Origin of the sequence: Shewanella sp. 10N.286.52.C2, assembly GCF_002874545.1 — a bacterium.
Taxonomy (GTDB): Bacteria; Pseudomonadota; Gammaproteobacteria; order Enterobacterales; family Shewanellaceae; genus Shewanella.
On sequence record NZ_MCTV01000008.1, the window covers coordinates 18,877 to 33,685 of the forward strand.

Sequence of the window (14,809 nt, forward strand, 5' to 3'; positions counted from 1 at the left end):
ATTCTAAAATTCTAAAATTCTAAAATTTATAATTATCTTTTTTAGGCAAAAAAAAACCTGTAAATCGCTTTACAGGTTTTCGGCTTAATGTAAAAAAACTTTAATTAATTATCCTTCAACGCCTTTACTGGCAAGGAACTCATCATAAGTACCTTTAAAGTCATTGATGCCATCAGCAGTAATTTCAATGATGCGTGTTGCTAGTGACGATACAAATGCACGGTCATGAGACACAAACATTAATGTACCTTCATACAATTCTAATGCATTGTTTAATGACTCGATTGATTCCATGTCCATGTGGTTAGTTGGTTCATCAAGTAATAAGATATTTGGCTTTTGCATGATGAGCTTACCAAAGTACATACGACCCTTTTCACCACCAGATAACACTTTAACTGATTTTTTAATGTCGTCTGAGCCAAATAACATGCGGCCTAAGATGCCACGTACTGATTGGTCGTCATCTTCAGGTTTACGCCATTGGCTCATCCAGTCAAATAAGGTCATATCATTAGCAAAATCAGCTTCATGATCCTGCGCGTAATAACCAATGTTACTGTTTTCAGACCATTGAACCGTACCTGCATCTTGCGGGATGTCATGCACTAAAGTACGTAATAAGGTGGTTTTACCCACACCGTTATCACCTAAGATAGCAACACGCTCGCCAACTTCAACCATCAGGTCAAGTTTGCTGAATAATGGCTTATCAAAGCCTTTCGCTAATTGCTCAACCACTAAAGCATTACGGAATAATTTCTTTTCTTGCTCAAAACGAATGAACGGATTCACACGGCTTGAAGCCTTGATATCCTCAAGCTTAATCTTGTCAATTTGCTTAGCACGTGATGTTGCTTGCTTAGCTTTTGAAGCGTTAGCAGAGAATCGTGCTACGAAACCTTGTAGCTCAGCAATTTGGGCTTTTTTCTTAGCATTGTCAGATTGTAAACGCTCACGAGCTTGCTGGGCTGCCATCATGTATTCATCGTAGTTACCTGGGTAAACACGTAGTTCACCGTAATCGATGTCAGCCATATGGGTACAAACTGAGTTCAAGAAGTAACGGTCATGGGAAATAATCACCATGGTACTGTTACGTTGGTTAAGCATTTCTTGTAACCAGCGAATGGTGTCGATGTCCAAGTTGTTGGTTGGTTCGTCAAGTAGCAAAATATCTGGATCAGAGAACAAGGCTTGAGCCAAAAGTACACGCAGTTTAAAACCTGGTGCGATTTCACTCATTAGGCCAAAGTGCTGGTCTACACCAATACCTACGCCCATTAATAAATCACCAGCACGAGATTCAGCGGTATAACCGTCCATCTCAGCAAATTCCATTTCAAGCTCAGCGACTTTAATGCCGTCTTCTTCACTCATTTCTGCGAGTGAATAAATGCGGTCACGCTCTTGCTTCACTTCCCACAACTCTTTGTGGCCCATGATAACGGTATCAACCACTGAGAACTCTTCATAAGCAAATTGATCTTGATTCAATTTACCAAAACGTTCACCAGGATCGATTGATACATTACCGCTTGTTGGCTCAAGATCGCCAGTAAGGATCTTCATGAAGGTTGACTTACCACAACCGTTTGCACCAATTAGACCGTAGCGATTACCGCCACCGAATTTGACAGAGATATTTTCAAATAACGGCTTGCTGCCGAACTGCATGGTGATGTTGTTGCTGTATATCACGTAGGAGATTCCATTAGTTTTTGGACGAAAAATTGTCGCGATTATACATTATTCGACTCAAGCTTTACAGCCAGAATATTGATTGATTTATTTTTGCCTATTTGTCAGATTGTTGCAGTAGCTATACTCATGATTAACTCAAGATGTAATCTAAACTGAGCTAACGTTAGCCTTTCACAATTTCGATTAATCTTGTAATAAACAACTTAACTGATTCAGCCGTTTCAAACTTAAAAGCTAAACCATAGTGGCTTTCTTTTAAGCTTTTATGGCGACGAGTCGGGAAACGGGTCATCTGCGCATTATGGTGATAGTCATATTGTGCATGTACCCCGTCTAATGTGGCTAACTCACCAGAGAACACTTCAAAAGCCGGGCGAATAATGAGTACCGGAGTGTTGCTGTCAATATGTAAATACACCGGCTCTTTAAGCTTAGGCAGCATGTATTCGGTAACATTACTAATGGTGAAATTGGTACGGCAATCTAATTCATTTAATGCTGTGCGCATATCTTCTTGGCTAATAATCATTTCTTTTCGCTTGAGTAGTAAGGGCAATGACGCTAACTGTAATGCCAAATCAACAAAAAGCCTCGAAGTTTCGTTCGAGGCTTAGATATAAATCACTGACTTAGATTAAGTTTAACTGGGTTAAAATATAATCCAAACCACCAGTAATTGCTGCCACTTGGGCATCATTACATTCTTGGTCATTGACCAATGGGCTATCAGGATACACTTCAGTGGTGGTATTATAGTGATTGTTTGTCATCCCCGCACATAAGCCAAGCTTTTTAGTTGGGTAGTTAATGACCCCAAACTGCTCAATATCAACACCAATTAACTGACCATTATCATCTGGGGCAATATGGGTTACTTTGGCTACCGACTCAATAATCGCCTGTTGAAAGTCAGGAGTTGGATTTTCTGAGTCACCAACCAAATAAAAACCATCTGGAATAACGCCTTTTTCATAGTCTTTGCCATCACGAGCTGATAATGCGGGGCGAAATTCTAGCTCGTCAGTATCTGTGGTTTCATGCAAATCAATATGGGCATAAACGTCACCAAGGCTAGCTACAAATGCCATTAAATCTGCCGATTCATTGGCTGGGCTGTCAGCATAAAAAGAACGGTTTGGGTCCACTGCGTATGGGTTCCAGCGATTAATTGTTTCATAACCCCATGGGCTCACACACGGCGCTACCGCAATATTAAAGTATTGGCTGTAATGCTCAGCCTGAGTCGCTAAAAACTGAATCGCGCCATGTACGCCACTGGTTTCATAACCATGAACACCGCCAGTTACTAAGATAGTTTTTTTGCTGCTATCCCAATGTTTAGATTTAAATGCAAATAGCGGATATTTGTCGGCATCATAAGCTAGAGCACCATATTGCACTTGTTCAAAGCGTGAGGCTAAAGGCGCTAATTTTGTTAGCACTTCTTGTTGATAGCTACGTTTAATGGTTACTTGGGCAAGCCACTGGGCCTTTTCTTGTGCATTCCAAGGTTTGCCTGGGGTGCCAATGGGGAAACTTGACATAAAAAATACCTTATTTGCTGTCTTTCTCTTATTCATTGCTTTGAATCCTATCGCAATGTCAGCACAATTTCTATTTAAGTGGTGGTTCATTTGCGGATAACAGGGTGTTCGCAGCTAGGTAAATGATAACCACAAACGTCAGTAACGAAAAACTGCCATTAGGGCTAAATACCCATTGCCGCCAATAAAATAAGCTATCTGCCTGTTGCGGTTATAACGCGAGGAGTTATTTATTGGTAAAGGTAAATTTGTTTTTAAGCCAACTAAGACTGGCAATTTGCTGTGTTTTCGTTAGGCCAAAGTAAATACAAACCCATGGGCAAATTAATAAAAACCAAGGTAATGCTGCTGTTGGTACGCCACTAAAAAAGAAATACAAAAAGCCGCCATACATGACGATAACCCCAATAATGCCCACCACTAACATGACTTTTTTCATCAAACTTTCTAAGCGTACAATATTCACAACTATCCTTACTGTCATTGAGCACTGCCGAGATGCAGCTTTATTTCGATTGAAATAAACTAAGGCAAAAAATATAACCACAGGGTAACATTTTTAGAAACCCAGAAAAACTTATCTCTTTGCTTTTGTGCTCGCCTAAGCTGTAACCCGCCACCTAAATTAACCAATATAAATAAACGCTTATAATCTTGTGTACGCATACTTGCGGTTCAAAAACAAAAAATCCCTACCAGAAAACCGGCAGGGATTAATACTATTAATGAGCCAATATTATTATCGCTAATGAGACTAATATTGTTATCGCTAATGCGACTAATATTGTTATCGCTAATGCGACTTAAAGGCGAATACCGCCATCAATTTCAAACACACGGCCATTAACGTAATCATTCTCAACGATAAATTTAACCGTTGATGCGATTTCTTCAGCTTGACCTAAACGCCCAACTGGCACCATTTTCTCCATTCGCTCTAGGGCTTCTGGTTTCATTGCTGCGGTCATTTCAGTGGCAATCACACCAGGTGCTACCGCTGCGCTACGGATATTATAACGGGCTAGTTCTTTCGCCCAACCTACGCTCATGGCAGCCACACCCGCTTTAGAAGCTGAGTAGTTAGACTGACCCATGTTGCCTGCTTTAGCGACACTTGAGATATTAATAATCACCCCAGGCTGCGCGGTTTCAATCATCACAGCCGCAGCTTCACGGCCACACAGGAAAGTACCGGTTAAGTTGACATTGATAACTGACTGGAATTGCTCATATGACATACGGTCAGTAACCTTGCCATCTTTTGCCTTAACCATTAAGCCATCACGCAAGATCCCAGCGTTGTTGATAAGAATATTAACCTGACCAAAATCTTCACGGATGAAATTAAACCCCGCCACCACATCTTCTTCATCGGTGATATCTAACGCATAGCCTTGCACTTCAGTACTTGCACCTAAATCAGCACAAGCACGTTCTAGCTTTTCTTGATCAACATCGATAAGTGCTAATCTTGCGCCTTGGGCGGCAAACTCTTGCGCCATAGCCAGACCTAACCCACCTGCACCGCCAGTAATGACAACAACTTTATCTTTAATTTCCATTAACTGGATCCTTTCTCTATTTATTTAGTGTTTTGCATACTCACATTCCGGCGCGGTTGAATGGCTCAACCAGCCTTCAAGCAGCTGTTATTTATCTTCATCTGCTTTAGCAAACTGTTCAAAAATACTTGAAAAATCACGGCGACCATTGCCTTGACGGGCATGGTTAACATATAAACTGCGCGCCAATGCCCCCATAGGAGTGCTGGAATTCGATGCCAGCGATGCTTGCTGTGACAAGCCTAAATCTTTCACCATCAAATCAACCATAAAGCCGCCCTGATAATCATTTGAAGAAGGCACATTCTCCATTACATCAGGGCACGGGTTGTATTTTTCGAGGGTCCAGTTGCCGCCGCTACTGACTTTCATGATATCAGATAACACTTTAGGGTCTAAACCATTATCAATACCTAGCTGCAAAGATTCACTGGTGCCGACCATTAATACTGATAACAGCATATTATTACAAATTTTGGCAATTTGGCCTGCGCCTGCCGCACCTGCATGAAAAATATTAGCCCCCATAACCGTTAATACTGTTTGCGCTTTATCATAGGCGTTATCACTGCCACCACAAATGAATGTTAGTGTGCCAGCGGCTGCGCCCGCTGTGCCGCCTGACACTGGCGCATCCATAAACTCAATGCCTTTGGCTGCAGCTTGTGCCCCAACCGTTTGCGCCGTGCCTGCATCTATGGTGGAGCAATCAATTAATATGGCATCTTTAGCGACCACATCCAGTAAGCCTTTGTTGTCATCATCGCCAATATATAAACTGTGTACATGCTTACCTGCAGGCAACATGGTAATGATATAATCTGCTGCTGCCGCTGCGCCGCAAGCGGTTTTTGCGCTTAACGCGCCCTGTTTAGTTAATGCCTCAACCGCCGCTGGTACTAAATCAAATACCGTGACTGTCATGCCTGCTTTAATTAAATTGGCTGCCATTGGGCCGCCCATATTACCTAAACCAATAAATGCTACTGTTGCCATGATAAATTCCTTTTAGATGTCTTTTAGCTAGATGCCTTTTACTTAGATGCCTTTTAACGGATGGTCATCGGCTTGCCAAGGTGATGTCAGCAATTGGGTCACTGCTTCTGCGGTCACTTCACTTGCATGACTAAATCGCCATTGTGGATTGCGATCTTTATCAATGAGTAATGCCCTTACCCCTTCACAAAAATCGCCATAGGAGCAGCAATTGACGCTAATACCTAGCTCCCACTTAAAGCACTCTGCTAATGTTTTATTCGTACCTAAGTTGGCTTGAGCAAAAATTAAAAACCAACTTAATGGGCTACCTTTTAAAGCCGTTTTTTGAGCCCGTTTAAGCCAATCTAATTCAGTGTCTAAACTGGTGAGTTGATGATGCACCTCTTCAATTTCACCCGACATTAATTGATCAATCTCAGTTTGAAATTGCTCAAGTGGGCTTTGGCCTATTTCAGCTGTGGTATTTTGTTGCTGGGTATTTAACACCATACTTAGCTGCTGATGATTTAACTCAGCATCATCGCTCCAACTGACGTCAGCAAGGGCATCAAATAACGGCTGTTTATCATCGCTTGCTAAAAAGTGATTGCCCAGTCCAACATGCAAAGCATCGGCGGCGTTCATGTTATAAGCGGTTAAGCCTAAAAATAAGCCTAATTTACCCGGCATACGATTTAAGAAATAACTGCCGCCTACATCAGGGTACAAACCTATGGATATTTCAGGCATGGCAATGCGGCTTCGCTCTGTCACCACTCGGTGACTGCCACCCGCCATTAGCCCTAAACCGCCGCCCATAACAATGCCATCGCCCCACACCAGCACTGGTTTACCATACTGATGTAGTAAATAATCTAATTGATACTCTTGGGTGAAAAAATCGCATGCTTCTGCAGTCATGGTATTAGGATTAGCAATCGATGCATGGTAAATCGCCCTGACATCACCGCCAGCGCAAAAGGCTTTATCCCCTGCGCCATCAAGCACAACAAAAGCAATATCATCATTTTGCTGCCAAGCAAGCAGCTGCTTGGTCATGGCCTTGACCATGTCTAAATTCAAGGCATTTAAGGCCTTTTCAATATTAAGGGTTACCACCCCAATTGATTTACCAGACAGGGTCCCTAGAGTTTGAAATATTACATCTTGAGTCATTAGCTATTATTCCAATTCAGTATATTGTTTTACAGCTTATTAAGGCTTATTTTCCGGTAATCCAAGCTATCATTGCGACTAGGGTAAATACCCATTTTGGCTAATTTCATTAGCCAACATAAAGCGCTTGGCTAGTAACTGTTACAAAATAGCGTGCGCATTTTCATCTAGCAAACGACGAGCAATAATTAAGCGCATGATTTCATTAGTGCCTTCAAGAATTTGATGTACCCGCACATCTCTAAAATGACGCTCTAATGGGTACTCACGAATATAGCCATAACCGCCGTGAAGTTGCAGGGCGTTATCACACACTTGAAAACCAATGTCGGTAGCAAATCGTTTTGCCATTGCGCAGTAAGCTGTGGCTTCTGGATCTTTTGAATCTAATTTGAAAGCAGCTAAGCGCACCAACTGCCTTGCAGCGACTAACTCTGTCGCCATATCAGCTAACTTAAACTGTAATCCTTGAAATGCCGCAATGGGCTTACCAAACTGCTTACGTTCATTCATGTATTCTGTGGCACGGCTCAGCGCAGCTTGCGCTGTACCGATAGAACAAGTGGCGATATTAATACGACCGCCATCGAGGCCCTTCATGGCAAAAGTGAAACCTTGGCCTTCTTCACCGAGTAAATTAGCCACTGGCACGCGGACATTTTCAAAGGTTATTGAACGTGTTGGCTGGGCATTCCAGCCCATTTTGTCTTCGGCTTTACCATAGCTTACACCAGCAGTATCTGCTGGAATAGCTATAGCTGAAATACCTTTTGCGCCCGCTTCGCCTGTACGGCACATCACTACTAATAGCTCAGTTTCACCCGCACCAGAAATAAACACTTTTGAGCCATTAATGATGTAATCATCACCATCACGAACCGCTTTAGTCGCAAGTGATGCAGCGTCACTGCCTGCACCCGGCTCTGTTAGGCAATATGATGCGAGTAATCGACCTGTGGTTAGACCTTCAGACCACTGCTGGCGCAATGTTTCACTACCCCAAGTGGTGACCATCCATGTGGCCATATTATGAATAGTCAACATGGCGGTAGTTGCTGTGCAGCCTTGTGATAACTCTTCAAAAATAATCGACGAATCTAATCGGCTTAGCCCCATTCCACCTTCTGACTCAGGCGAATACAAAGAGCAAAAACCTAGCTCGCCAGCCTTGTGAATTACATCCTTTGGAAAGTGATGCTCTTCATCCCATTTTGCGGCAAAGGGTGCCAGCTCATCTGCGGCAAATTGACGGGCTAATTCTGCGAATTGGCGTTGGTCTTCGGTTAAATTAAAGTCCATGGTGTTAATCCTTTTACTATGACTCTTTAGGTCATTTTATGGCTAAACAATCCTGTGCTTTTATGTGAGCGTGTTTGCAAAAACTGAGTGACTTTTGCAAACTGATTTTTACTAAATGCTTATAGCTAACCGCATTTTAGTTACACGCTATTTGGTTACACGCACAGTGATCATTAAGTGAGTCTTGTGGTTTGCTTGTCTGAATAATTAACTGGTCTTCTCCCATCAGAAGACCAGTACATTTACTTAAGATTGATGCTCATATTCGGGCCACTCACCACTTCGTCATCAAACCATCGTGAAGTGATGGTTTTAGTTTCAGTGTAAAAACGCACCGCTTGTTTACCGTAAGCGTGCTGATCGCCATAGAAACTGCCTTTCCAACCGGTAAATGAGAAGAATGGTAATGGCACAGGAATTGGCACGTTAATGCCCACTTGGCCCACTTCGATGTGGTGTTGATACTTACGCGCTGCACCGCCGGATGCGGTAAAAATTGAAGTGCCGTTACCATATGGACTGTTATTGACTAACTCAATGGCGTCATCAAGGTTGTCAGCTTCCATGCAGCACAATACAGGACCGAAGATCTCTTCTTTATAAATGCTCATATCGGTAGTGACTTTGTCGAACATGGTTGGACCAATCCAGTTACCTGACTCATAGCCCTCAACCGTAAAGTCGCTACCATCGAGTAAACAGTCCGCGCCTTCAGCTTTACCTTGGGCAATAAGCTTAAGTACACGCTCTTTGGCAGCGGGGCTAATAACTGGGCCATAGGCGGCATTGTCATCATTCCATAAACCTGGGCGTACTTTTGCTAGTGCTTCTTTAAGCTCTGGGATCCACTCTTTAGCAGCGCCAACAAATACTGCCACTGAAATCGCCATACAACGTTGACCAGCAGCGCCAACTGATGCGCCAACCATGTTATTGATCACTTGCTGCTTATTAGCATCAGGCATGATCACGCAGTGGTTTTTCGCGCCAGCAAAGGCTTGAACACGCTTTAAGTTATCAGTACCCGTTTTGTAAATGTATTGCCCTACAGCCACAGAACCAACAAATGAAATCGCTTTAATGTCAGGATCTGCCAACAAAATATCCACCGCGGTTTTATCACCATGAATAAGCTGCAGCACGCCTTTGGGCGCGCCCGCTTCAACAAACAATTCAACTAAACGCTGCGGCGTCATTGGATCTTGTTCTGAAGGCTTTAAAATAAAGGTATTACCGCAAGCAATCGCTAACGGGAACATCCATAACGGGATCATCGCCGGGAAGTTAAACGGGGTAATACCCGCACACACCCCTAATGGCTGGGTGTAGCTATAAGTATCAATATTACGCGCCACATTCTCAACGGTTTCGCCCATTAACATTGAGGCGATATTACAAGCATGCTCTGCCACTTCAATACCACGCCAAACATCACCTTTTGCATCTTCAAAGGTTTTACCGGTTTCTTGGGCCAGAATAGTGGCGATTTCATCGTGATGCTCTTTTAAAAGGTGTTGATAACGGAGCATTACGCGAGCACGCTCTGACACAGGTACTTCTTTCCACGTAGTGAATGCTTGTTTTGCACTGTCTATGGCTTGATTAACTTCTGCAACCGTAGCAGCGTTAATATTGGCAATAACGCTGTTGTTAGCTGGGTTAGTAACATCAATGTTTTGACTACCTGTACCTTCGGTGAATTCACCGGCAATATAATGTTTAACTTGTATGGTCATCTTGCTTCCTAAATCCTGTTACAGATTATTGTTGAGCCCCAAAGCTCTTGAGTAATAATAAGCACCAACCAAGCTGTTATTGTTAGCATCACTCTATGATGATTCTTTGCCATAGCCTTTACTGGTGCTTATTTGTTGTTAATAACGCCAACATCAAAAGTGACGCAATTAACAACGAGTCTTGTTAAATCTTAATCAATTACAACGAGGTTAAACTTCAATCGCCATAGCAGTTGCTTCGCCGCCGCCAATACATAATGACGCCACACCTTTAGCGGTGCCTTTAGCTAAACCTTTAGCTTGTAGCGCATGGATGAGGGTCACTAATACACGGGCGCCAGAACAACCAATTGGATGACCTAATGCACACGCTCCGCCATAGATGTTCACTTTATTGGCATCAAGTTGTAGCTCTTGGATTGCTAACATGGTCACCATGGCAAAGGCTTCGTTGATTTCAAATAAATCAACATCTGTTTTTGCCCAGTTAACCTTGTCGAATAATTTTTTCATCGCGCCCACTGGCGCTGTGGTAAACATTGATGGCTCTTGTGAGTGAGTGCTATGGCCTTTAATCGTGGCCATCACTTCCAAACCTAATGACGCTGCCTTTTCTCGGGTCATTAGCATTACTGCTGCGGCGCCATCAGAAATCGAGCTTGAGTTGGCGGCGGTAATGGTGCCGTCTTTAGTAAATGCGGGGCGCAATGTCGGGATTTTTTCAGGGCGGGCATTGCCAGGTTGCTCATCGGTATCAACGGTCACATCTCCACGGCGATTTGCAATGGTAATTGGCACAATTTCAGCTTTAAACGCACCTGAATCAATCGCTTTATTGGCTTTTTCAAGTGAGCTTAAGGCAAAGTTATCCATTTGCTCTCGGGTGAGGCCGAAATCATCTGCAGTTTTTTGCGCGAATGTGCCCATAGCGCCGCCAGTGTAGGCATCTTCTAATCCATCAAGAAACATATGGTCTAACACTTTGCCATGCCCCATACGCATACCGCCGCGCGCTTTATCAAGTAAATATGGCGCTTGACTCATACTTTCCATACCACCAGCAATAACCACTTCGCTGCTGCCAGACTTAATTGCATCATGAGCTAACATCACGGTTTTCATGCCTGAACCACAAACCTTATTCACGGTTGTTGCGCCAACACTCAAAGGTAGGTCAGCGCCCAATGTCGCTTGTCTTGCTGGCGCTTGACCTAAGCCTGCCGGTAATACACAACCCATAAACACTTCATCAATTAAATCAGTATTGATTTGAGTTTGATTGACTAAGCCTTTAATTGCATTGGCCGCTAAGGTTGGCGCTGGTACTGCTGATAGTGCGCCTTGAAAGCCCCCCATTGGGGTGCGTTTAGCTGCAACAATGACAATATCTTGGGGTGATTGGTCTGTACTCATAACTTCTCCGGTCTAAACTGCTGGTAAGTAAGCGGACAAAATCAGCAAAAATGTGATCTAGTTCAACTATAAAATAATAGTTACACTCTGACGTTTACGCTAACGTAAAGCAAGTGGTTTGAATGTGATTATCAATAGTGAATATTTTATGAGTGTCACTGAAGATTTACATCAAGCGTAAAGCCCTGATTTAAAATAGCTAAAATGTAATAAATCCCACTAAAAAAGTCATAGCCAGCGTTAAATTATCAAGGTGTTTTTGAGGAGATTTGCCATAAAAAAGGGCGATATCGAAAACGATATCGCCCTTTTTATTAATACTTGTAGCATGATGTTTGGCCGAATTTACGCCATATTTTGTTTAAACACCTTAATCAATCTGTGATTAGCTTTTCAATTCCCACGGCGTTCTTGCGCTCATATCTGATAAATCATAAGGCGTAAGCTGGTAAACATAGTAGTTAAGCCAGTTGCTCACTAACAAACTGCCATGACTGTGCCAGCGAGCAATGGGCTCTTGGCTTGGATCATCATTTCGATAATAGTTTAGCGGCACATCTGGATTTAAATCTTGCGCTAAATCCCGTTGATACTCGTCATTAAGGGTCGATTTTTGATATTCAGGATGACCCATCACAAATAAGTTTCTGTTATTACGGCTAAGGACAATATAGGCCCCTGCCTCTGCAGATTCAGCTAACACTTCTAAGTCAGGATGCTGCTTAATAAGTTCTACATCCATTTCAGCAAAACGCGAATGAGGCGCATAAAATTCATCATCAAAGCCCCTAAGTAGCGGGTGCGGCTTTAATGAGCGGCTATGTTTAAATACCCCTGAGCGTTTTTTAGCTAATAGTTTTCGGTGTAAATTATAAAGATGGAATAACCCCGCGTGACCTGCCCAGCACAAAAATAATACTGAGGTGACATGGAGCTGAGACCAATCAATAATTTCTTTAATGTGATCCCAATACACCACATCTTCAAAATCCAGCTGCCCAAGTGGCGCACCGGTAATAATTAACCCATCATAATTGTTCGTTTTAACCGCTTCAAAATCCCGATAAAAAGCATTCATATGATCGACAGAAGTATGCTTAGATGCTTTGTCATGAATACGCAATAGGTCAACATCCACTTGCAGCGGGGTATTACCTAATAAGCGCAATAGCTGGGTTTCGGTTTCAATTTTATTGGGCATTAAATTTAGAATTAATACCCGCATAGGTCGAATATCTTGATTTGCAGCGCGAGTTTCCGACATTACAAAGATATTTTCAGACTCTAAGATTTCAGCTGCAGGTAAATCATCTGGAATTCTAACCGGCATAGGAGCACCTTTTTAATACAAAATAACCCAGTGCATAGCCATGAAACGACTAGCCACCGACTTTATTAACAATCACATTTATGGGCTGTGTCTCATTGACATCAATGCTATACGCTTGCGTATTGATAAACCACAGCTTGCCATTTACTTCTATTCGCGCCCCAATTGAGTAACTATGACCAGCAATAAATTGGTCTGCAGCTATTTGAAACTCAAATGCTTGCGGCGCGTTCACTTGTTGGTACACTTTTTCAGCGATAACAATCGCTTTGGTATCTTGCAAAGACACATCCTTCACTTGCACGGTGAGTATTGCGTTGTCTGGCAATGCCATGCGCTCGCGATAACTCACATCACCACTTATAGACACTAAATGATCTACAGAGCTGCAGCCGAATAATCCGCCTAGCAGCATTAAAGAAATACATGCTTTGCTGATAAATGCTTTGATGATGTTCATATATCCTGTCCTTATAATACATTAAGACTTCTAGAAGTCTATACGTCTCATATTGAATAATATTCTTGCTTGTTATCCCTCGCAGTTGTTTTTATCATAGGCCATCATTTCGTCGTCTAAAAGCACATGACTACAGCAAACGCAATAATAGTGGGCGCTAGCTCACACCTTAGTAAAGAAATCGCCCGTCAATTAGCCGAGCAGAAAGTTTCTCTAGTGCTATTTGTACAAGATCCCGATGCCATGGCCGAGTTTGCCGCAAGCTTACCGACAAAAGTTGATGTGCTACCGTTAGATATTGAAAATCCAACAGCCATTATCAGCCAGCTTGAAAAAGTATGGTTAAGCCTTGAAGGCGCGCATTTAGTGTTAGTGAATACTGGACTTAATGCCTACAGTGAAGCACTGCCTTGGGAAATCGAACAAGATATCATTGACGTCAATGTGCGTGGTTTTGCCGCAATTTGTAATACCACCTTTCGATTAATGCGCGAGCAAGGCTATGGTCAAATTGCTGCAATCAACTCTATTGCCGGTTTACGTGGCGGCCCAAGTGTGGCCTATCATGCATCAAAAGCCTTTGCAGAAAATTACCTTGAAGGCTTAAGCATGCATGCGCAGCGATTAAAGTTACCAATCACTATTACCGATATTCAGCTAGGCCTATTGGATAAAGCTGCAATGCAGAAAAGTAAACTGTGGTTGCCGCCATTGCCAAAAGTGGCTAAACAAATTGTCAGCGCGATGCAAAAAGGCAAGCGCAAAGTCTATGTCACTAAACGCTGGCGCTTAGTGGCTTGGTTAACCTTACTTTTACCTGAGTTTATTTATAATACTCGCCATTGGAAGGTTAAAAAGAAAAAGTAGCTTATTCCGTTATTAGCTCACATAAAAAAACAGGAGCCTAGCTCCTGTTTTTTTTGCTCTAAATATTTTTCAAATATTAGAAGGTGTAACCAATGCTGACCATGTATACCCATGGGTCAATATCAGTTTCAACTGAAATAGCATCTTCACCTAAATTGAATTTAACATCCGTTGAGATATCAGCGTACCAAACCGATGCATTTACTAACCAGTTATCATTAAATTGATAATCAAGCCCAACTTGTGCCGCTAAGCCCCAAGAGTTACTCATGCTTAAATCAGTTAATGCGCCGTCTAAGTCATTGGTAAACTCGTTATCAAAAAAGTTAGTAAAGTTAACACCAACACCAATGTAAGGACGTAATTTAGATTGGCCATTACCAAAGTAATACTGCGCCACTAAGGTTGGTGGTAAATGCTTAGTTTCAGCAATTTTACCTAACTCACCAAGAGAAACATCATGACTAAAAGGAGTTGCTGCCAATAATTCTAAACCCCAATTATCAGTTAGCATGTAACCAAAGTTTAAGCCGACTTGGGTATTATCATCGACTGTAAACTCTGCAACATTAGCAACAACTGGACTAGACTCATTTGGCACAACCGCTACCGCACCAACACGAAAGATAAAATCACCAGCTTGATGAGCAACCGCAGCTGAAGAAACACCTGCAGATAATAAACTGGCAGCAACTAGACTAAGGGCTATTTTTTTATTCATTATGACAACTCCATGTGTA

The 14,809-nt window shown here is 42.5% G+C and carries 14 protein-coding genes; 1 reads left to right on the plus strand and 13 read right to left on the minus strand.

Annotated elements, in window-relative coordinates; genetic code table 11:
* Positions 1–108 precede the first annotated feature (108 nt).
* The 12 genes from BCU94_RS04050 to BCU94_RS04105 all read right to left on the minus strand — a co-directional run bounded on the left by BCU94_RS04050 (position 109) and on the right by BCU94_RS04105 (position 13,202).
* Entirely contained in the window at positions 109–1,701 is a 1,593-nt protein-coding gene (locus tag BCU94_RS04050; protein WP_102437707.1) for an ABC-F family ATPase, read from the minus strand.
* A gap of 166 nt (positions 1,702–1,867) precedes the next feature.
* Positions 1,868–2,212: a hypothetical protein gene (locus BCU94_RS04055; protein WP_102437760.1), complete on the minus strand. Its 345-nt coding sequence runs from the start codon at positions 2,210–2,212 to the stop codon at positions 1,868–1,870.
* Between the two features lie 121 nt (positions 2,213–2,333).
* On the minus strand, positions 2,334–3,284 hold the full coding sequence (locus tag BCU94_RS04060) for a M14 family metallocarboxypeptidase (RefSeq protein ID WP_241904128.1): 951 nt from the start codon (positions 3,282–3,284) through the stop codon (positions 2,334–2,336).
* 190 nt (positions 3,285–3,474) lie between these two features.
* Positions 3,475–3,675 carry a hypothetical protein gene (locus BCU94_RS04065; protein WP_102437762.1) on the minus strand — a complete coding sequence of 67 codons (201 nt, stop codon included), beginning with the start codon at positions 3,673–3,675 and terminating at the stop codon, positions 3,475–3,477.
* A gap of 376 nt (positions 3,676–4,051) precedes the next feature.
* The gene (locus BCU94_RS04070; protein ID WP_076539852.1) at positions 4,052–4,810 is read right to left on the minus strand and encodes an SDR family oxidoreductase; all 759 of its coding nucleotides are present in this window, start codon (positions 4,808–4,810) and stop codon (positions 4,052–4,054) included.
* Between the two features lie 87 nt (positions 4,811–4,897).
* Positions 4,898–5,806 (minus strand): 3-hydroxyisobutyrate dehydrogenase, encoded by a 909-nt coding sequence (gene mmsB / locus BCU94_RS04075; RefSeq protein ID WP_102475674.1) that lies wholly within the window; start codon positions 5,804–5,806, stop codon positions 4,898–4,900.
* 42 nt (positions 5,807–5,848) lie between these two features.
* The gene (locus tag BCU94_RS04080; protein ID WP_102475675.1) at positions 5,849–6,964 is read right to left on the minus strand and encodes an enoyl-CoA hydratase/isomerase family protein; all 1,116 of its coding nucleotides are present in this window, start codon (positions 6,962–6,964) and stop codon (positions 5,849–5,851) included.
* A gap of 141 nt (positions 6,965–7,105) precedes the next feature.
* Entirely contained in the window at positions 7,106–8,263 is a 1,158-nt protein-coding gene (locus BCU94_RS04085) for an acyl-CoA dehydrogenase family protein (RefSeq protein ID WP_102475676.1), read from the minus strand.
* A 242-nt stretch (positions 8,264–8,505) separates the two neighbouring features.
* Positions 8,506–9,999: a CoA-acylating methylmalonate-semialdehyde dehydrogenase gene (locus BCU94_RS04090; protein WP_102437717.1), complete on the minus strand. Its 1,494-nt coding sequence runs from the start codon at positions 9,997–9,999 to the stop codon at positions 8,506–8,508.
* A gap of 210 nt (positions 10,000–10,209) precedes the next feature.
* The gene (locus BCU94_RS04095) at positions 10,210–11,412 is read right to left on the minus strand and encodes a thiolase family protein (RefSeq protein ID WP_102475677.1); all 1,203 of its coding nucleotides are present in this window, start codon (positions 11,410–11,412) and stop codon (positions 10,210–10,212) included.
* 385 nt (positions 11,413–11,797) lie between these two features.
* Positions 11,798–12,742, minus strand: a complete 945-nt coding sequence (gene metA / locus BCU94_RS04100) for a homoserine O-succinyltransferase (protein WP_102475678.1) — start codon at positions 12,740–12,742, stop codon at positions 11,798–11,800.
* A gap of 49 nt (positions 12,743–12,791) precedes the next feature.
* Positions 12,792–13,202: a YbaY family lipoprotein gene (locus tag BCU94_RS04105; protein WP_102475679.1), complete on the minus strand. Its 411-nt coding sequence runs from the start codon at positions 13,200–13,202 to the stop codon at positions 12,792–12,794.
* A 126-nt stretch (positions 13,203–13,328) separates the two neighbouring features.
* Here BCU94_RS04105 and BCU94_RS04110 point away from each other — a divergent pair, with 126 nt between their 5' ends.
* Entirely contained in the window at positions 13,329–14,069 is a 741-nt protein-coding gene (locus tag BCU94_RS04110; protein ID WP_102475680.1) for an SDR family NAD(P)-dependent oxidoreductase, read from the plus strand.
* 76 nt (positions 14,070–14,145) lie between these two features.
* Here the strand turns inward: BCU94_RS04110 and ompW are convergent, their stop codons facing one another.
* Complete coding sequence (ompW, locus tag BCU94_RS04115) at positions 14,146–14,790, minus strand: outer membrane protein OmpW (RefSeq protein ID WP_102437727.1); 645 nt, start codon at positions 14,788–14,790, stop codon at positions 14,146–14,148.
* Between the last annotated feature and the right edge of the window lie 19 nt (positions 14,791–14,809).